Genomic DNA, 18,703 nt, shown 5'->3' on the forward strand with positions numbered 1-18,703 from the left:
GCCGGCAAAGACGAGCGGAAAAGTTGAGCTCTCTTTCTTGAATGTCGAATGCCGCGCGGGCTTGAAAGAAGCCATAAAAACCCGCTTGTTGCCCCGCAAAAGGCCAAAAAACGCATTTTCCCATTGACCTGTGACGAATCACACTTGCGAATCGTGAGCGTCGAGCTAAATAGGGGTTTTGCAGCCATTGCGCGCCGCAGCCACCAAGCCAGCTCGCGGCAATAGTCTGAAGAAACGCTGCAACCCGTTTGAACACCACACCCGCGCTCGATTGTAGAGTGTGAGACAAGAAGGTCGTGCGCTTCGTCGATGCTGATTTTTCACAATGTCGAAAAGTGTACGGTTAATTGGGACTTAAGGGACACGGCTTACAAACAACCCAGACTGATTCTTTGGATCGACGCCGCAAGTAAAAGCAGGCGCGCCGAAACCGGATTGGGTTGAAGCTAAACAAAGGGCGCTGCGTGGCCGCATCGGCCACGAACTGGAGCACGATATGGTAGCCAAAGCGACACAGGCAGACGAAAATCAGGAGCAGAGCACGGACGGTCCGGACGGCCCGCTGCTGGACCTGTCGGATGCCGCCGTCAAGAAGATGATCAAAGCCGCCAAGAAACGCGGCTATGTCACTTACGATGAGCTGAACGAAGTCCTGCCTTCAGAGCAGGTGTCCTCCGAAAAGATCGAAGACACCATGTCGATGCTTTCCGACATGGGCATCAATGTGATCGATTCCGAAGAAGCTGACGACGGCCCGGACGAAGTCGATGGCGGCGAGTTGGTGACGGCCACGACGACGGCGGTTGCCAAGACGACCACGACCAAGGAACCGGCAGACCGCACTGACGATCCTGTTCGCATGTACTTGCGTGAAATGGGGTCGGTGGAGCTGCTTTCCCGCGAAGGCGAAATCGCTATCGCAAAGCGCATCGAGGCCGGCCGCGAGGCCATGATCGCAGGCTTGTGTGAAAGCCCGCTGACGTTCCAGGCCATCATCATCTGGCGCGACGAGCTGAATGAAGCCCAGGTCCTGCTGCGTGATATTATCGATCTTGAAGCGACATATGCTGGCCCGGACGCCAAAGCGGGCCCGGCCGTTGCAAACGATGACGTTGCACCCGGTGAAAAGCCAGCTGAATCCACTGGCGGCGTTTCGGAAGAAACCGAAGGTGAAGAGGGTGAAGGCGACAGCGACGAGGACGATGACGACGAGTTTGAATCCAACGTCTCTCTCTCGGCCATGGAAGCCGAGCTGAAGCCGGGAGTGCTGGAAACTTTCGACAACATCGCAGACAACTACAAGAAGCTGCGCCGTCTTCAGGACCAACTGGTTGAAAACAAGCTGGCCAACAAGACCTTGTCGCCGAGCCAGGAGCGCCGCTACAAGAAGTTGAAAGAAGACATCATTGTCGATGTGAAGAGCCTGTCTCTCAACCAGAACCGTATCGACGCCCTGGTTGCTCAGCTTTACGACATCAACAAGCGTCTGATGGGTTATGAAGGCCGGCTTTTGCGTCTTGCGGACAGCTACAACGTCGACCGTACCGACTTCCTGAAACAGTATCAGGGTGCCGAACTCGACCCGAACTGGCTGCGCAAAGTGGCAAATCTTTCCACCCGTGGCTGGAAGAACTTCATTGCCAAGGAAAAAGAAACCGTTCGCGAGCTGCGTCAGGAAATCCAGACGCTGGCAACCGAAACGGGTCTCGAGATCACAGAATTCCGCCGGATCGTAGCAATGGTCCAGAAGGGCGAGCGTGAAGCACGCATCGCCAAAAAGGAAATGGTCGAAGCCAACCTGCGCCTCGTGATCTCTATTGCAAAGAAATACACAAACCGCGGTCTTCAGTTCCTGGATCTCATCCAGGAAGGCAACATTGGTCTCATGAAGGCGGTGGACAAATTTGAATACCGGCGCGGTTACAAGTTTTCCACCTATGCAACTTGGTGGATCCGTCAGGCGATTACCCGGTCGATTGCGGACCAGGCGAGGACGATCCGAATTCCGGTGCACATGATCGAGACGATCAACAAGATCGTACGAACATCGCGTCAGATGTTGCACGAGATTGGACGCGAACCGACACCAGAAGAGTTGGCTGAAAAGCTGCAGATGCCGCTTGAAAAGGTCCGCAAGGTTCTCAAGATTGCCAAGGAACCGATCTCGCTTGAAACGCCGATCGGGGATGAAGAAGATTCGCATCTGGGCGATTTTATCGAAGACAAGAACGCCGTTCTGCCGATCGATGCCGCCATCCAGTCGAACCTGCGTGAAACCACCACACGTGTTCTGGCTTCGCTTACACCGCGTGAAGAGCGCGTTCTCAGAATGCGCTTCGGCATCGGCATGAACACCGACCATACTCTGGAAGAGGTTGGTCAGCAGTTCTCCGTGACGCGTGAACGTATTCGCCAGATCGAGGCAAAGGCACTTCGCAAGTTGAAACACCCCAGCCGGTCTCGCAAGCTGCGCTCGTTCCTCGACAGCTAAGGCTGCTTTCAGAACACTAATGCGGAAACCCGGCAGTGATGCCGGGTTTTTGTTTGCTCAATGGCATGGTGTGACACAACATCGACACCATTTTCAGAAAATGTGACACTGGATTGACGGCGGGTTTTCGCTCAGGAGCGCTTTTTTGGCCCTAATCGCAGATACAGACAGACCTATGGAGGACGTAAACTCCGAGGAAAAACGGTATCTTGCACTCGGTCTGACGGCGTCCTTGCTGTTGCACGGGCTGGCCGCTCTTCTGTTGACCGGTGTGATATCCGGTTATGAGCCGACGCCGGTGCAAACACCCATTGAAGTTGAGCTGATCACACCGCCAGAGCCGGAAGTCGCAGAGATCCCGGAAGAACCCGAGGCAGAAGAGCCGCCACCGGAATCGGAAGAGCCTGAAGCAGAAGAACCCGAGCAATCCGCGCCTGCGCCGGAAGAACTTGCACAAGCAGAGCAGCCGCAGGAGACGCCGGTACTGCCGTCGGTGGAAGAGTTTAGCGACGAAGACGAAGAGGGCACCTCCACTCCGGACGCAGAGGATAGCGAGACAGACGAGGCTTCAGAAGAGCTTCCGGAAGAAACGACTGAAGACACTTCTGAGATAGTAGAGGAAGAGACTGACCTGCCGCAGGAAGAGATTGAAGAGACCGAGACGGTAGACAATTCTGCTCCAGAGCCAGAGCCAGAGCCAGAGCCAGAGCCAGAGCCAGAGCCAGAGCCAGAGCCAGAGCCAGAGCCAGAGCCAGAGCCAGAGCCAGAGCCAGAGCCAGAGCAGGAAGTGGAGACGGATGTCGTCGAAGAGCCGGGCGTTGAACAGCTTCTTGGCGATGACGATGCTGCGCCTGTTGAGGACTTTGGAACGGTTGGCCGGATCGCGACGTCTCAAACGCCAACGCCCAAGCCCGACAGGCCTCAGGCAAGTGTGCGCCCTGCCGCATCAGCTCCTCAACGTCAGGATTTATTGCAGGCACGCGAACTCTATTCTGAGCGGATATTGGACGATACACGCAGCCGGACAGCCATGCGGGGAATGCCAGCCGGGCAACGGCTGAACCTTTTGTGTATGACGGAGCTGCGTGCGCAGTTGACAATTGCCAGCCCGGTTCCACCTGAACTTTTGCCCAGCTTCAGGCCTCAGCCCGGCACGGTGCTGGAACCCAGGCGGGCTGCGTTTCGAAGTCTGGGGCGTTGGTTCGATGTCGCTTTTCGGTGCGAGACGGATGGCGAGGTGACACGCGTTGAAAAATTCGCTTTCAAGATTGGACCGGAAATTCCTCAAAGCCAATGGGCTGAGAGGGGGCTGACAGGTTTTTAGGAGGCGCTGATTGCCTCAGCCAAGGTCATAGACCCGGACTGTGCCAAGTGGTCCGGTCATGAGGTACTTCTGGGACTCTATGGGGAACGGGTCGAAATACGGGTGAGACCCGTTGTCGGTCTCCGCCACACGGGCGAGTTCGCTTGTACCCTGTGCTTCCATAAAGTAGCCGATACGAAAATAGGCGTTCATGTCGAGAACACCTTGTGCCGGTGGGAAGTCATCCCGGTCGATATAGGCGGTCCAGGGGTAAACCGGTTGTGGCTGCAAGATTGACTTTTTGATAGTACGGCCTGGCCTGACCGGTGTGACAAAGGGAATATTGAACCCTTCCAGAAGCATTCCCTCGGGCACGTCAACAATCTGACGGCTGAACACCAGTTGGCCTTGCTCGATTGTTGCGTAAGAAGCCTCTACCAGCGGAAAAACAGAGCCGTTGAACTCGTCATGAAGGACATCGAATAGATATGCGGTTCGATCGCTCAGATTGCTTACCTGGTAGTTGAGACGGAGCGTCGGACCGTCTTGCTGCAATTGAACCGCCAAGGATATGTCATTGTTTTGATTGCTGGACGATGACATTGCGGATGCCTTTTTCTGGAAACTGAAATTGAAGCCTGAGGACAACAGCCCGAGCAGCAGAAAGCGTCGATTAATAGAATAACCGTTCGGGTTGCTTGGGGTCCCATTCCTCACGGATTTTGTTTTCACTGTAGGGTTCGTTGTCATGTGGTGGTATTCCAACGGTCTTGGCTTCTTCCTTGATGACCTTGGCCTTTTTGGTCGGATCTGCAGGATCTGGCTTGCTGTCATTGTCCACCTTCGAGAAATCCAGCTCACCATCGGCGGCATGTTGAGCGTGTATCAGCTCATGGGCGAGACCGATTTCGGGCGGGCGTGTCTGCCAGGGCTGTGCAGTTCCATAGCTCGTCCGGTTGGGATTGTAGTGCACGGTCGTATCACAGCCTGAACCCGGATTGCCGCTGGAATCGAGTTTGCCGTCATTGGTAAAGCCAGTGACCTTATTCCCGCCAGTGGTCTCTTTTATCGTTATCGTTTTGCCTGAGTTGTGCAGATCGGTCAAAAGCTTGGCGCCGGACGGCGTCTGCGCGATTTTGGCCAGTGCCTGAACGGTTTGCTCTCGGAACTGTTCGGTTCCTTCAATTTCAATTGACGGTCCAACTTTGGTGGTGCCGACCGGGCCGGGGCCGGCTGCGCCGCCACCACCTCCAGCTCCGCCGCCACCTGCGCCTGCTGTGCCTATCAGAACGGTTGGGTATCCGGTAACGATGGAGCCTGCTTTCAGGGTCAGGTCGGTCATGCGTGCAGCCGGCAAGCCCTCGACCAGAACCGTCCAGGCTCCGGTTACAATGGGATCGCCACCTATGGGCGGCGGCGGGCCAACGCAGATGCAAAGATCAGTGACGCGCGCCTGGGGCATCATGCCGGTGAGTACCGTCCAGGCACATTTCCAGACAATCGGCAACGGCACACCAAAACACATCGGGCAGATGTGCTGGTCAATGAGGAGCCGGGCGGCGGGAAATTTCATGTAACTACCGTTTTTCGAGCAATAATGATGAAATTTTCCGCCTTGGGCCCGTTTTAGTCAATGCCGCCACGTCACACTTTTCGTCTTTCAGCACATTCAGGTTTTGCGTTCACTAGCCAGGTTTAGTGCATCCGGGATTGTCTGCGAGATCGAGGCTTAGGCTCGATCAGCTTTAACGTCTCGGCTTTCCACGAGGATGAGACGCCGCCGCAATATCATCATTGCGCTTGCCGGTACCAACATCAGGAATGCGTTGGTGTAGAATACCAAAGCACCGGACTGTGCGATGGCAGCCTTGGTCAACAAGGTCTCGGCGCCGGGCGTAATCAGTCCGGTCTGGATTGCAATCAGACCGGTCAGGCCGCCACCGATCGCAATGCCGGCTGAGGAGATGGTTGGCAGAATGCTGGAAACAAGGTTCTGCTCCTGACCTTTCGCTGTGTACATCAGTGAGCGCATCAGGATCTGGCTGGACAGCCCGTGTCCGGCACCGGCGACAATGGCGGCCAGGGCAAAGAGGATGAGCGAGCGCGTTTCCAGGGAATAGCCGGTCATCGCCATGCCAATGGCGATCAATACGGGACCTGTGACCAGATAGGTCAACTCGCGTTTGCGGGATGGTGCGCGTGCGGACACCCAGGAAAAGGCTGTCCACGAAAAAGCAAGACCAGCCGCAACATAGCTCGCTTCGGTCACGCTCATGTCCCAATAGACTTGTCCGAAGGTGGTCACAAAGATTGCGCGGACTGCCGCAACCACTGAGGTCAGAAAAACAATCCAGGTGCCCAGTCCGATCAACGTTTCAAGCCGGAAGGCCTGTCTCGGGAAGAGCCTGCGGATGCTGTTTGCATCGATCTTCAACAAAATAGTGGCCGCAAGAAGCCCGGCCAAAATGGTCAGTGCCAACCGGACAGGCGTCTGTGCCTCGCCGATTACGGTCAGCAGGTAAATGCTCGTGATCAGCAGAAGGAGGCGCAGGGCAATTCGATTGCTTCCCGTTGACTGTTCCGGTTTGTGACCAGAGCGGGCCACGGCGGACCCTGCCGGCAGCGCCGTGTTCATAAGGACAAATAGCAACAGGACCAGTGGAATATTCACCAGGAATGCAGCGCGCCAGGACCAAAGCTCTGACAAAAGACCTGCTGAAACGGGGCCGATGCCAGCTGCGAGAGCCCAAACACCCGACAGCAAAGCGAACACACGGGGTGCGACATGGTTTGGAAAAAGGTCGGGTATAAGCCCATAGCAAAGGGCGATGATCATGCCTTCCCCGAAACCCTGGAAGGCGCGCCCGGCAATTAGACCTTCCAGAGAACCGCTGAGACCTGCCAGCGTGGAACCGAATGCAAGCAGGCTGGTCGCCAAGAGAAACGGCAGACGTGCGCCGAAACGCACTTTGACTGCACCGGTCAGACAGCCTGCCAGGATGGCCATCATTTCAAAGGAGCTGAAAACCCAAAAGGCCCGGTCTTGTCCACCGAGATCGCGAATGATGTCCGGGAGAACCGCTGTCGTGACAAACCCGTTGATGGCATGAGACCCAACCCCGAGCATCAGGGCCAGAGTTCCTGCAGCGCGGTCACGGGAAAACAGATGTGGAGGGCAATCCTGAGCAGGCGAGCTGACGGCCATGGGAACCTCAATAAAAAAATATTTACCTTTCTATATAGGTTGACTGTGAATAAAAAAAGAAAAAACTTATTTTATTATTTGCTCGTGTTTGATCCTGACAGCCATTGTCATCCGGATTTGGTTTGAAAGACCGTTGTGGGTTCAAACTCGTGACGCACCGACCCTGAAACCACCTTGCAAGAAAAACGGCGCAGGTTTCCCTGCGCCGTTCAATGTCGTAGTCACGCTGCAGTGTCGTCACGCAGCTTGACGAGGTCGTTCATGAGGCCTCCAGTCCCGTTGTGGACCGTCAAACGATCCACCTTGCCTGCGATGGCCTCGAGAGCTTCCAACTCTTTCAGGCGCAACATGACCGGATTTTCGGCCATGACCTTTGCGGTGTTCAAAAGCGAACGTGTTGCGTTCGTTTCTTCCCTGCGGCGGATGACATTGGCTTCAGCTTCTTTTTCAGCCGTCACCACCTTGTTGAGAATCTCACGCATTTCGCCAGGCAGAATGACATCTTTCAGAACGATATCGGAAACCTCGATACCGATCTTCGCCATGTCAGTCTTGATCTGCGCCTCGGCTTCTTCGTTCACCTCTCCCTTGCGTTCAAGGATCTGGTCAAGCTTCAGCGCACCAAGCTGCTTACGAAACACCAACTGGAGCGCCCTATAGAGCGTGTCCGTGAAGTCCTTCACGTCCTGCGTGGCTTTTACCGGGTCAACCACGCGGTATTCCGCAGACAGGTTGATCCGGATCGTGACACGGTCGAGCGTCAAGACTTCCTGACCGGTGACATCCAGGCTCTGACGCTTCAGATCAATCAGCTTTTGAGACACCTTTCGTCCAGTGCTCCAGTAAGCATGCAGACCTGACTGCAGAACCTTTTTGAGAACTCCATCAACGAACAGAAGCGCGACGCTACCGTCAGTCACCGGGATCACCACATGGTGCTGGGCCTTTTGGGCTTCGCTCAAACGACGCTGCAGCTTTGCAGGCAATTCAGGTTCTGCAACCGTGTCGATTACCTGCCAGGCCCAGGGGCCGGCTTCGTTCCAGAGAACCAGCCTTTCGTCAGGTCCAACCACGGCATGAATGAGCTTGTCGCGCTCGACAATCGCGATTTCACCCGGTCCGGTCCGAACTACCGTGAGGTGCTTTTCGACAACGTCAGGAAACTTATCGAAAAGTGCCTTCTCATAGACAGAACGAAACTGAGGTATCGCCAGATTGTGTCGCTCGATCACGAGTGATCCGCGGCCGTTTTTCAGGCTGTGGTCCCCTGGTCCAAGGATACCCTTAAGCTCACCTTTCAACAGGTGAAGAGCACGTTCGTTTTCAGAAATCAGTACGCGGGTTCGCCCGCGGATCTTGTTGAGAAAGTTCATCATTTCGATATTCCTTCCATTGCACTAAGGCACGTGGTTGTCCTTTCTTCGGGTTGAAGCTGGTTAGAGGTTGTTGAAATCCGGCAGACCGACTGTCGGCTTCCGGGACGAAATATTGAGACCTGAAGAAAGCACAAAGGCTTTCGGCGGGGCACGAGACAGCGGATCTTGCGGCAGCAGGGCAGGGCACACCCGTTCGAAAACCGGTATTTCCAGCAAGGCTGCGGCGCGACCTTGAAACGCGACCGGACGAAGGCTTCCGACATCTGCAACTTGCACATTCAGGCCGAAGGACAGATGTACAAACCGCGTCCGCAAGCTCTCTTCAGATCCCGCATTGTTAACAGCTTGACTAGCTGCTGGCTTGGAAGGCCAGTCCGGTTTTCACGACCGGGTTTTGGAGCAGGAGTTGAACCCGCGACATTCGGAATCTGGATCCGATGCTCTACCAACTGAGCTATCCATGGAGCACAAGACAGGAGTCGAACCTGTTGCTTCCGGGTAACATTCCCGGTGTTCTACCGTTGAACTACATGCGCTTGTGCCGGAATGTTCAAAACAACGTCCGTACGTGATTGCGACAGTGTCGGATCACGCGAGTGGCAAAAATAGCCTAACCGCTGACATTTGGTCCGAAAATCTGACCGGCGAAAGGGTGATAATACAAAACAGGCGACGAGCTCAAGTGTGAAAAGGCTTACTATTCCCGAATGATGCAAATGGGCAACTGTTAGTGGTAATTTTGTCACATCCACATTTCGCGCTGCTGTTCTTCCTTCAGAGCGTAACGAGTTTAGTGTTTCCTGTGACAATCTGCACTGCGACGATAATCAGCAACGGCACGCTGGTGTGCAGCAGGCGCGAACTGTTTCATGGTTGTTGCAGCAATCCTCAAGGAGATACCGGATCAATGCGCCCATCGCCGTAAAATCCACCTTGTAACAAATCTGTCTTGATCTCCGGTTCGCTGTGATCAGGCCTGCATCGGCCATGTTCGACAAATGAAATGATGTTCGCGACGGTGTTCCCTCGGATGCCTCTGCAATCTCTCCGGCGGTCATGCCGTCAGGGCCCGCCGCAACCAGTCTCTTTAAGATCCGCAACCGTGTCGCGCTGGAAATCGCGGAAAGGGCGGAAAGTGCTTCGGCTTCATTCATATTTCAAACTTTCTTGAAATTTCAATTGATCCATGAAAATATATTTCAATAAATTTTGAAATGAAAGGAGACGATATGTCATTAAGTGATCTTATGGAAACACTTCAGGCACTGCCGAGTGAAGCGCCGGTCGTATTTCTGACAGATGAGGGCGAAATTGGAGCGGGTTATCATGTCACTGAACTCAAGCTGTCTCATGTAACCAGCATCGACTGCGGCACACGCATTGCCAATTGGTCCGAGGCAGCGCTCCAGTTGCTCGATGGCGCGAATGGTCGCCATATGACGGTTGGAAAACTGAGCGCCATCCTCGGACAAAGCATGTCCAGGGTCAGCGGCCTGGCGACCGTGCCTCTGAAAGCGGAGTTCGCGCACGGAAACGAGGGAATGCAACTCTATGGGATCGATACACCCGAATTGACGGGTGCGAAGGTCATTGTTCGGCTGACGCAGCTTCGCGCGCAGTGCAAACCGGCACTGGAGATGCCTGCAAACCAAAACCTGTCCAGCTGTTGTGGGGTCTCGCCACAGTCTCAATGCTGCGGTTAATGAGGCCTGCGCTGTAACCAAGGCTTCCCTGGCACAGTCATTTTCAGACTCTGCCAGGGGTGACGTTAAAGGGTCTTGATATACTCCAGGAGCGCGTCGAGCTGTTCCGGATTGTCCCTGAAAAACCGGGTGCTGTATTCGTGACCCGTGTTGCTGTTGCCCGGCAGCGAGGTGTCGACCACAAAGCCACCGGCGTCGATGAAGCCGAGCGTATCTGGATCGTATGTTCTGCTGCCGACTTCAAACGTCTTCTGGCGGCACAGTCGTTGGCCTGTTTCAGCATCGATTTCTTCGCCTGTCTCCGGGCATTCCGCCGGCAACATGAGCTGACGCATCGTTCTGATTGATCCATTGTGCAGATAGGGTGCAGTTGCCCATATGCCGTTCAAGGGTCTGGCCTTGTACACAAACAGCCGTTGTCGGGCCGCCTCCGCGTCCGCGGCGGACGTATCGCCATCCGTCGACGGTTCGTTCCGTCTTAGGATCTCGCGGATTTTAGACCGCAAAATACCGTCACGGGAAATGTCGAGACCCTGTACCCAGTCGATCAGATCATCGCGTTCCGCCTCTTCTATGGCGTCTATCAGGATGCGAATACGCTTCAGATTGCTTGCATCCTGCGCTTCAACAAGGCGGGCCTGTACCCGCTCAAGAAATGCCCGCCGCTCTTCCGGTTGGCCCAGCATGATGGCATCAAGCGTGTTTTGGGGATCGTTGAGAACCTTGTTCACGATCACGCCGCGCACTGCGTAGCTGACAAGCTCCGCACCGCCGCCTTGAGACGAAAAGCGGTGTTTGTCAGTTAGTGGAAACGTCAGTGGGAGAAAGGCTTTGACCTGTCCGTTGATTTCTTTCGAGATGGGATAGACCTGACCCAAAAAATTTCCGGCCATCTGGGCATCTGTCCCGAGTTTCTCAACTGAAACACGTTCTGCTTCTATGCGCCGGTTTGGGTCGTCGCGTTTGAAGGCCGTGGTCAGTTCGGTATTGTCCAGCCGGCCATCATGGCATTCAAGACAGCGTTGCTCATAAAGTGCCTTGCCGCGCTCCACCATGGAGGGGCCGTTGTCGGCTGCCGGCTGAAAATTGATCTTGCCCAGAACGTCTTCCGGCCATTCGGGCGACTGCAAGTCCCAGAGCAAGGCCTCCAGCTTAAAAAGACCGTCAGCCTTGATCGAAGAGGCATGTCCGATACAAATCGTGTTGTCGAGGCCGCCCCAGATGCTCTTCCAAACCTGAGTCAACCGGCCCAGGAAACCAGTATCTTCAGCGAGGCACTCAGACAGTTTGCCGTCGATCGGGTTATAGTTGAGGCCTCCAAATACACCGAGAACTTCGCCGACATTCCGGCCCAACGCACCCGCCCCTTCGTTGGCCACGCTCGCGTTCCACTGGACGAAATCGTGCTGCGGCGTGTCCCAAATGAACGGGTAACTAACCGGTGCATTGGCGCGCTTGCCGTTCTCATCGTCCAGGCCTTGTGCGGAAACCGAGACGGCATTGAAGATGGCGCCGATGGCGTCAAGCCGTGAAAATCCGTACTCATGATCTCCCTTGTTCAGCTCATTCCAGGCTGAACGTGTTTGGGCCAGTTCGGTGAGCTGCTTCTTCAGTGTCGTCTTGTCGCCAGCTGTTGTTGTCGGTTGACCGAGGACCTTTTCGGCGAAGCGTTCGAACCTGGCTTCATCTTCAACGGTTGCCGTGAGCGCGTCCTCTAGAGACCACATGAAGCCTTCGAAGTCGGCCATTGCCGGCGCGCCGTCTATCAGGAGCTTCTTGTCGTTGAACTCGATCTGCCCGGTGTGGCAGGCGGAGCATGTCAGTCCGAGCCACTCGGTTGAAACCGGTGCAAGCGGGTCATCATCGGCAATCTTGTCACGGGTGAAGCCGATGGGCAGCCCATCAGGATTGAGGGGTGTCGGCTTTTGCGGCAAGTACCGGAAAGTGTCCAGGTGATTGCTGTCGGAAAAGGGCGCTTGTGAGCCTGCCTGTTCAAGTGCCAGGAACCAGGCATAGGGCATGACCCTGGACCCTTGCGGTGTAAACCAGAATTCCTGTTGCGCTTGTGCATCCCAGTTCTGGCAAAGGGTGATCTCACCATCGAAGGCTCCATCAAAACTTGCGGGGACACATTCTTCTGCTGATGCTGCTACTGAAAGGCTGGTTGTGGCAATTGCTACGATCAATAAGCTGAAAATCTTGAGTATTTTCATTGTATCTTCCTCAATTCAACTTGGAAATACAATTAAAAGGTGTGTCAGGTTGTATAATAGAAATACTTCTTTACGTTAGGTTAGCTCGTATTTTGTGTCAATGAAATGAGACTTGTTCATTTCCTTCTGAAGTTTATTTGAATGCGAGGTTGCTTTGGCTGCTGCGGCCTTTCGCAAATAAGCCAGAGGTTGTTTTTCTCTGTGCTCGTGGTTGCCTTGGCAGCAAAATCAGGTCAGCCGTCCCACGGCGGCATTTGCCGATTTTCCCAAGAAGCAAGTCGATGAAAATTCTGACCTTTGGAGTGAGGACGTTGGATTTGGAGCCATTGACACTGCGATAAAAACTATATAACTAGAAATATAGTTATATTAGTGAGGTCAACATGGAACCGGAAGTGGCTGCACAAGGCTTTGCCGCGCTGGGCTCTGAAGCCCGGCTCCAGGTGGTTTTGACGCTGGTGAAAGCAGGGCAGAGTGGTTTGAGTGTGGGGGATATTCAATCCCGCACAGGAATGGCTGCATCAACCCTTGCGCATCACTTGAAGTTTCTGTCTTCCGCCGGATTGGTGTTGCAGGAAAAGGACGGGCGCACGGTGATCAATCGTGCCGCCTTTGCTCATTTGGAGAACCTTGCCGGCTATATCCTGAAGGAATGCTGTTCTGACGAAGCCGATTGCGGTGAACCGAAAATGGCGAGGCGGGCGGCAAATGACTGATGCGGCAAACAATCTTCGGACACCCCACTGCGTGGCAGAAGCAAGCTGCTGCCCGCCAAAACCCGACAACAGCAAGGCGCTGAAACCTCGCTGGACATGGAAGACCTTCCCCGGTCGAAACTATATTCTGTCGACCTGGGCGATTGTGATCGCCGGTCCGCTTCTGGTCCTGGTGTTTGACAGCGGGCAGTTCGTTCCATTTGTCAGTTTTGCGATCTCTGCCTTTGGCGGCACGTTGCCATATATTGCCTTTGCCGCTGCGCTGATCGCGTGGCTCAAGGCTGCCGGGGCCGAAGCCTATGTTGGGCGGGCATTTGAGGGTCGTGAAGCGCAGGCAATTGTCCTTGCGGCTCTTTTCGGAGGGCTCGCACCGTTTTGCTCCTGCGAAGTCATTCCATTTATCGCCGGTTTGCTGGCGGTTGGAGCGCCGCTTTCCGCAATCATGGCGTTCTGGTTGTCATCGCCGCTGATTGACCCGCCAACACTGCTGATCACGGCCGGTGCGCTCGGATGGTCGTTCGCCATCGGAAAGGCGGTGTTTGCAGTCTCACTCGGTCTCTTTGGTGGATTTCTCGTTTCGGTGCTGTTGAAATTGGGCGTCTTTTCCAGCCCGGTGAAATCCGGTTCCATGGCGGGTGGGTGCGGTTGCGGCGCATCACCTTTGACAGGCCGTCCGGTTTGGCGGTTCTGGGGGGAGGTGGAACGCCGGCAAAAATTTTCAGATGAGCTCAAGAACAATGCCCTTTTCCTGATCAAATGGCTTGCACTTGCCTACGTGCTTGAAGCTGCGTTGGTCGCCTATGTACCGGCCGATCTGATTGCAGGTGTCGTAGGAGGGACTGGGCTAGGCTCCATCGTGATTTCAGCGCTTGTCGGCATGCCCGCCTACCTGAACAGCTACGTTGCACCGCCATTGCTTGCCGGGTTGATGGACCAAGGTATGAGTGCGGGCGCTGCAATGGCTTTCATGATCGCAGGCGCTGTCAGTTCCATTCCGGCGATGGCGGCTGTCTGGTCGCTGGTCAAGCCGCCGGTCTTTGCAATGTATCTCGGGCTAGGATTTGTCGGAGCGGTCCTCTCGGGGCTTGTCTTTCAACTGGTTTGAGGTTGCTATGCGAACGCATGTTTCCGTTGTTGTTGAGCCGCATCAGAACGCCGCCAGGCAATTGCTTGTTCCGACCGGACTGCCAACCCCGCACCAGATGCCATTGCACTTCGACGCATCCGGTGGTTCCTTCGCTCTGACAGGTGAAAGCACAACCGGACAGATGGCGGCTTTGGTGACACCTGATGCCGGCCAAGCAATCGAAATTCGCTATGTCTATTCTGAGGTAGGCCCGGGTTATCCGGACACGATTTTTATCCCGCATCGAAATCGCTTCACGTTGGCCGCAGAAGCGCTGGTGTTTGATGCGATCAACATCACCGAGGCACAACCGGACGGGCATGCAGCGATCCAGGCGTTGGTCAATGCGGCGGCGGAGAAATTTCGCTATGCGCACCCTAAAGTGCGGTTCAATGATGGCTGTGATGAGGTTCCCTATCTGGCATGTGGCACGACCGAGGGCTCTTGTGTTGACATCAACACCTACTTGATTGCCTCCCTGAGAGCCGCAGGTTTTGAAGCAGCCTATGTCACTGGCTATTTCTTTCCGGAAGAAAAGAACGGATGCTGCAGCGACATGCATTGTTGGGTCGTGACGCGGCATGACGGTGTTGTTCTTGAATGGGATATTGCGCATCATCTGAAGATGGAGACCCGGAACATCTGTTGTGGTCTCAATCCAAAACCAGGAGACCGGGTCGCGGTTGCCCATTCCATGGGTCTCTCATTTCCCGAACTCGGTGTAAAATGCGAAAAACTGATCGGCGAGCCTGCCTGGGTTAACCAGGAGGGGTATCTGGAAGCCGCTGAGGTAACGATCCGGCGCGAATTTGTCGGCATACAAGACGCCTTTGCATGATCGTCGCAATGTTCGCGCGCCAAAGCCTGACCAAGATCGTATTGAGATTGTTCCCGTTTGTTTGCAGCAGAAGACTTCTTGCGCCCCAGGCTTCACCCGTTAGTCTGGCCAAACAGATTGCAGGATTCTCTCATGAATATTCTTATTGTCGGGGCCGGAATTTCCGGTCTTTCCACCGCCTGGGCATTAACGAAGCGCGGTGTGTCCGTGACCCTGCTGGAGCAGGGACCCATTCCCAATCCTTTGTCCGCCTCCGGTGATCAACACCGCATCATTCGGCGTGCATACGGCGGGCAGGGCGGTTATCAGCGCAGGATAGACGATGCCTATGCTGCCTGGGACGAGATGTGGCTCGATCTTGATGCCAAACACCTCATAGAAACAGGCTTCATGCTGCTCTCGCAGGAGCCGGGCGATGGCGGTGATGTTTATCGGCAAGGGCTAATCGACGGAGGGTATCCCTTTGAAGATTTGAGCCCAGAAGAAACGGCAGAGCGCTTTCCTTTTGTCGATCCGACAACGATCCGCTTTGGCGCCGTGAGCGCGGAAGGTGGCGTATTGCTATGCCAGAAAATCGCCGCCGATCTCAGAGACTGGTTGCGGGCGGCGGGTGCCGATTTGCGGGAGAATACCGAGGTTCATGCTGTCGACACAGAGGCAGGATCCGTGACGCTGTCTGACGGCAATGTGCTCACCGCCGACCACATCATCGTCACGGCAGGTGCCTGGACGCTGCGCCTGTTTCCAAAGCTCGCGGCCAAATTGACCACATATCGGACTGCCGTCGTTTACCTGACGCCCCCGGACGACCTGGTGCAGGCATGGTCCAAAGCGCCAACAATTCTTGATCCTGGCGGCCCGATTGATGGCTATGTTCTGCCACCGGTGCCCGGTACAGGTCTGAAATTCGGTGCGGGAATTCACAAATACAAAGCGGGACCTGACCAGGACCGGGTTGCCTTGGCGGGTGAAGGCGAGATTTTGCGCAATCACTTTTCGCCGCCGTTTGCGCGCATTGAGGAATACCGTGTCGACGATGTCGTCACCTGCGCCTATACCTTTACGGCAGATGAGCATTTCTTCGTGGCTTCTCAAGACAGGGCGACCGTTGTCTCAGCGTGTTCGGGGCACGGCTATAAATTTGGTGCCGTCGTTGGGCAAAAACTGGCAGAAGGTGTTACTGAGGGCAACCTTGAGAGCGCACAGGAGTGGCTGGAAGCGCGTGATTGACGGCATCGCTATGCGGCGCGACGGACGACGCAATGACACCGCAGCACAGGCGTCGCATTGAGCAAAAAACTCTCGTGTGCCTGCCGAGTTTCACGTTCTCCTGAATGCACTTTCAATGATCGCGCAAGCGTTTTCTCGTCGTTTCCATTGTCTGGATGTCGTAGATGAAGAGTGGCGGCTGAATAGCTTTGCTGGTCACATCTTTAAGTTGTTTAAAATAAAGCTTCTCGCGAAATCCAGTTGTTTCAGACGCCCTATTTGCCAGGCCATGATCCTCGACAGATTTGCCGTCTAAATAGGCTGGCGTTTGATCAGATAACACAACCGTGTTCTGGCGATTATTAAGCGTTTTAGTAAAATTTAACTATTGTAAGTATTATTTAAAGCAGTTATCGGGGAAGTAGTGGTCCTCGGTTGGAATACTCTTCTATTCAGATTTGTGGACTTGGCTCAGGGGGGAGCTCATGAAACCATCAGGTCAATCTAAATTTTCATGGAACGGCGCCAAGAGTTTTGGATTGCTGGGCCGGTTGCGCATTGCAATGCGGATCAATCTGCTGGTGTTGCTCACCATTCTCGCGACTGGAGCATTCGGCATCACGTATTTGGTCGGACGGACGCAGACCACGCAGTCCCTGGACACCAAGGATCAATACGCAAAGCTGTATGAACTTGTTCAAGCTGTCGAGATCGGCGCACTTCAGATGCGACGGAGTGAAAAGGACTTCTTGCTGAGGCGCGATACCAAATATATCGGTAAATACGATGCCGCTGTTGCGAAGGTCAATTCAGCACTTACGGACATGGCTCAAATTGATGCCTCAGCTGCTGCAAAGGAAAGTGTCGCAAACCTCAAGAGAGACGTGGCCCGGCACAACGCACAATTCCACAAGGTCGCAGATCTTCATCAGACCATCGGACTGAATGAAAAGGAAGGTCTAGAGGGAGAATTGAGACAGGCCGTTCATCAGGTCGAGGAAAGGCTGAAGTCTGCTGAAATGGATGCGCTGACCGTCAAGATGTTGATGATGCGCCGTCACGAAAAGGATTTCATGCTTCGCGGCACGGAGAAATACATCGGTCGCATCGACAAGAGGCGGGAAGAGTATGACGCTTTAATTCAGGAAGCCGCGTTGCCCGCTGACCTTACGGGCGAGCTCTCAAGCCTGATGGATGCTTATCAGAGCGGTTTCAAGGCCTATGCCGAAATTGCAATGCTGCTCCAGCTGGAGACGAAGCAGCTTAGCCAGATCTTTGCTGACATGCAGCCGGACTTTGCAAAGATCCGGGAAGTTTCTGAAAATGGTCAGCTTGCGGCGAACGACCACTTTGCCGCGACCATGCTCAATATGGATCGGACATTTTTGATCACCGGTGCAGGCATCCTGGCTGTAGTGATTTTTCTGGGTGTTTTGATCGGTCGCAGCATCACTGCCCCCATCAATCAGTTGAACAATTCGATGAAGGCGTTGGCAGCTGGCGATGTTGAGGCGGAAGTTCCCTTTACCGGCTCAAAGACGGAAATCGGCGAAATGGCCGATACCGTGCAGATATTCAAGACGACGTCCGTTGAACGGTTCGCGCTTATGAGCGAAAGCGAAGCCGAGCAGCAGGCGAGGGCCGAGCGACAGGGGAAAGTCGACGACCTCATCGCCGACTTCCGACATACGGTTCTGGGTGTGCTTGATGCCGTCAACGCAGAAAACAGAGAAATGGAAATCTCTGCCGGCACCCTGTCGTCCATTGCGACCCAGACAACATCGCAGGCAGATAGCGTTGCCAACGCCTCGAAAGATGCCTCAACCAATGTTCAGGCGGTTGCAGTGGCGGCAGAAACCTTGTCGGAATCCATCGGTGAAATCGCACGGCAGGTCAGCCAGACCAAGAACATCGTGGTCAAGGCGACCGATGCCACGATCGAGACTGACACAAAGATCGCTGGACTTGCGGATTCTGCGGTCAAGATCGGTGAGGTTATCCTACTGATCCAGGGGATCGCCGAACAAACCAACCTGCTTGCACTCAACGCGACCATTGAAGCTGCACGTGCTGGCGAGGCCGGTAAGGGGTTTGCCGTGGTTGCTTCGGAAGTCAAGGAACTGGCAACCCAGACAGCCAAGGCGACGGAGGCAATCTCCACGCAGATCACCGACATTCAGCGGGAGACCGAAAGTTCCGTTGACGCCATTCGCGGAATTGCCGAGACCATGCGTGAAGTGTCCTCAGCAACTGAGGCAATTTCAGCTGCTGTTGAAGAGCAAGGAGCGTCAACCTCCGAGATCACCAACAACGTGCACTCGGCCGCCGCCGGCTCCAGCGAAGTTTCGGAGAACATTGTCGGGGTTAGACAGGCCGCTGACGAAAGTCAGGCCTCGGTAGAACGGGTGCTTTCGGCAGCCAATGGCGTGTCGGACAATTCCGAACAGCTGCGTCATGTGATCGATGAATTCCTTGGAGACGTTGCTGCGGCCTAGTCGCAACGGTTCGCTCAAGAAGAGCGCG

General features: G+C 54.8%; 15 protein-coding genes and 2 tRNA genes. 8 read left to right on the forward strand and 9 right to left on the reverse strand.

Features of this window, described 5'->3' with window-relative positions; genetic code table 11:
• Positions 1–496: 496 nt before the first annotated feature.
• Together rpoD and FIV00_RS29745 are read left to right on the forward strand one after the other, a co-directional pair.
• The gene (rpoD, locus tag FIV00_RS10210) at positions 497–2,491 is read left to right on the forward strand and encodes an RNA polymerase sigma factor RpoD (RefSeq protein ID WP_152500646.1); all 1,995 of its coding nucleotides are present in this window, start codon (positions 497–499) and stop codon (positions 2,489–2,491) included.
• A gap of 145 nt (positions 2,492–2,636) precedes the next feature.
• Positions 2,637–3,815 carry a DUF930 domain-containing protein gene (locus FIV00_RS29745; protein ID WP_173005938.1) on the forward strand — a complete coding sequence of 393 codons (1,179 nt, stop codon included), beginning with the start codon at positions 2,637–2,639 and terminating at the stop codon, positions 3,813–3,815.
• 15 nt (positions 3,816–3,830) lie between these two features.
• Here the strand turns inward: FIV00_RS29745 and FIV00_RS10225 are convergent, their stop codons facing one another.
• From FIV00_RS10225 to FIV00_RS10260, 8 genes are all read right to left on the reverse strand, one after another.
• Positions 3,831–4,397, reverse strand: coding sequence for a hypothetical protein (locus FIV00_RS10225; RefSeq protein ID WP_152500649.1), 567 nt, complete (start codon positions 4,395–4,397; stop codon positions 3,831–3,833).
• Positions 4,398–4,467: 70 nt separating this feature from the next.
• On the reverse strand, positions 4,468–5,367 hold the full coding sequence (locus tag FIV00_RS10230; protein WP_152500650.1) for a M91 family zinc metallopeptidase: 900 nt from the start codon (positions 5,365–5,367) through the stop codon (positions 4,468–4,470).
• Positions 5,368–5,523: 156 nt separating this feature from the next.
• Complete coding sequence (locus tag FIV00_RS10235) at positions 5,524–6,999, reverse strand: MFS transporter (RefSeq protein ID WP_152500651.1); 1,476 nt, start codon at positions 6,997–6,999, stop codon at positions 5,524–5,526.
• A gap of 221 nt (positions 7,000–7,220) precedes the next feature.
• Entirely contained in the window at positions 7,221–8,375 is a 1,155-nt protein-coding gene (locus FIV00_RS10240) for a slipin family protein (RefSeq protein ID WP_371419570.1), read from the reverse strand.
• A gap of 60 nt (positions 8,376–8,435) precedes the next feature.
• A complete protein-coding gene (locus FIV00_RS10245; RefSeq protein WP_152500652.1) occupies positions 8,436–8,690 on the reverse strand; it encodes a hypothetical protein in 255 nt (84 codons plus the stop codon).
• A gap of 80 nt (positions 8,691–8,770) precedes the next feature.
• Positions 8,771–8,835, reverse strand: a tRNA-Leu gene (locus FIV00_RS10250).
• 1 nt (position 8,836) lies between these two features.
• A tRNA-Thr gene (locus tag FIV00_RS10255) sits at positions 8,837–8,911 on the reverse strand.
• A 291-nt stretch (positions 8,912–9,202) separates the two neighbouring features.
• Positions 9,203–9,529 carry a helix-turn-helix transcriptional regulator gene (locus tag FIV00_RS10260; RefSeq protein ID WP_152500653.1) on the reverse strand — a complete coding sequence of 109 codons (327 nt, stop codon included), beginning with the start codon at positions 9,527–9,529 and terminating at the stop codon, positions 9,203–9,205.
• Positions 9,530–9,604: 75 nt separating this feature from the next.
• Between FIV00_RS10260 and FIV00_RS10265 the strand changes: the two genes are divergently transcribed.
• Positions 9,605–10,078 carry a DUF6428 family protein gene (locus FIV00_RS10265; RefSeq protein WP_152500654.1) on the forward strand — a complete coding sequence of 158 codons (474 nt, stop codon included), beginning with the start codon at positions 9,605–9,607 and terminating at the stop codon, positions 10,076–10,078.
• Positions 10,079–10,143: 65 nt separating this feature from the next.
• Here FIV00_RS10265 and FIV00_RS10270 read toward each other — a convergent pair whose 3' ends face one another.
• Positions 10,144–12,291, reverse strand: a complete 2,148-nt coding sequence (locus tag FIV00_RS10270) for a di-heme-cytochrome C peroxidase (protein ID WP_152500655.1) — start codon at positions 12,289–12,291, stop codon at positions 10,144–10,146.
• Between the two features lie 383 nt (positions 12,292–12,674).
• On the opposite strand from FIV00_RS10270, the gene FIV00_RS10275 reads away from it, so the two are divergent.
• The 5 genes from FIV00_RS10275 to FIV00_RS10295 all read left to right on the forward strand — a co-directional run bounded on the left by FIV00_RS10275 (position 12,675) and on the right by FIV00_RS10295 (position 18,675).
• Complete coding sequence (locus FIV00_RS10275) at positions 12,675–13,007, forward strand: helix-turn-helix transcriptional regulator (RefSeq protein ID WP_152500656.1); 333 nt, start codon at positions 12,675–12,677, stop codon at positions 13,005–13,007.
• Positions 13,000–14,112 carry a permease gene (locus FIV00_RS10280; protein ID WP_173005939.1) on the forward strand — a complete coding sequence of 371 codons (1,113 nt, stop codon included), beginning with the start codon at positions 13,000–13,002 and terminating at the stop codon, positions 14,110–14,112. The genes FIV00_RS10275 and FIV00_RS10280 overlap by 8 nt, the downstream gene beginning before the upstream one ends.
• A 7-nt stretch (positions 14,113–14,119) precedes the next feature.
• On the forward strand, positions 14,120–14,971 hold the full coding sequence (locus tag FIV00_RS10285; protein WP_152500657.1) for a transglutaminase-like domain-containing protein: 852 nt from the start codon (positions 14,120–14,122) through the stop codon (positions 14,969–14,971).
• A 132-nt stretch (positions 14,972–15,103) separates the two neighbouring features.
• Complete coding sequence (locus tag FIV00_RS10290; protein ID WP_152500658.1) at positions 15,104–16,201, forward strand: FAD-binding oxidoreductase; 1,098 nt, start codon at positions 15,104–15,106, stop codon at positions 16,199–16,201.
• 464 nt (positions 16,202–16,665) lie between these two features.
• Positions 16,666–18,675, forward strand: a complete 2,010-nt coding sequence (locus FIV00_RS10295) for a methyl-accepting chemotaxis protein (RefSeq protein ID WP_152500659.1) — start codon at positions 16,666–16,668, stop codon at positions 18,673–18,675.
• Positions 18,676–18,703 lie beyond the last annotated feature (28 nt).

The sequence above is a fragment of the Labrenzia sp. THAF82 genome (assembly GCF_009363435.1).
Classification (GTDB): domain Bacteria; phylum Pseudomonadota; class Alphaproteobacteria; order Rhizobiales; family Stappiaceae; genus Roseibium; species Roseibium porphyridii.

Excerpts from the sequence above, each read along its gene's own strand:
- rpoD (WP_152500646.1), top strand. The coding sequence starts at position 497 with ATGGTAGCCAAAGCGACACAGGCAGACGAAAATCAGGAGCAGAGCACG.
- FIV00_RS10225 (WP_152500649.1), bottom strand. The coding sequence starts at position 4,397 with ATGTCATCGTCCAGCAATCAAAACAATGACATATCCTTGGCGGTTCAA.
- FIV00_RS10230 (WP_152500650.1), bottom strand. The coding sequence starts at position 5,367 with ATGAAATTTCCCGCCGCCCGGCTCCTCATTGACCAGCACATCTGCCCG.
- FIV00_RS10235 (WP_152500651.1), bottom strand. The coding sequence starts at position 6,999 with ATGGCCGTCAGCTCGCCTGCTCAGGATTGCCCTCCACATCTGTTTTCC.
- FIV00_RS10240 (WP_371419570.1), bottom strand. The coding sequence starts at position 8,375 with ATGATGAACTTTCTCAACAAGATCCGCGGGCGAACCCGCGTACTGATT.
- FIV00_RS10260 (WP_152500653.1), bottom strand. The coding sequence starts at position 9,529 with ATGAATGAAGCCGAAGCACTTTCCGCCCTTTCCGCGATTTCCAGCGCG.
- FIV00_RS10265 (WP_152500654.1), top strand. The coding sequence starts at position 9,605 with ATGTCATTAAGTGATCTTATGGAAACACTTCAGGCACTGCCGAGTGAA.
- FIV00_RS10270 (WP_152500655.1), bottom strand. The coding sequence starts at position 12,291 with ATGAAAATACTCAAGATTTTCAGCTTATTGATCGTAGCAATTGCCACA.
- FIV00_RS10275 (WP_152500656.1), top strand. The coding sequence starts at position 12,675 with ATGGAACCGGAAGTGGCTGCACAAGGCTTTGCCGCGCTGGGCTCTGAA.
- FIV00_RS10280 (WP_173005939.1), top strand. The coding sequence starts at position 13,000 with ATGACTGATGCGGCAAACAATCTTCGGACACCCCACTGCGTGGCAGAA.
- FIV00_RS10285 (WP_152500657.1), top strand. The coding sequence starts at position 14,120 with ATGCGAACGCATGTTTCCGTTGTTGTTGAGCCGCATCAGAACGCCGCC.
- FIV00_RS10290 (WP_152500658.1), top strand. The coding sequence starts at position 15,104 with ATGAATATTCTTATTGTCGGGGCCGGAATTTCCGGTCTTTCCACCGCC.
- FIV00_RS10295 (WP_152500659.1), top strand. The coding sequence starts at position 16,666 with ATGAAACCATCAGGTCAATCTAAATTTTCATGGAACGGCGCCAAGAGT.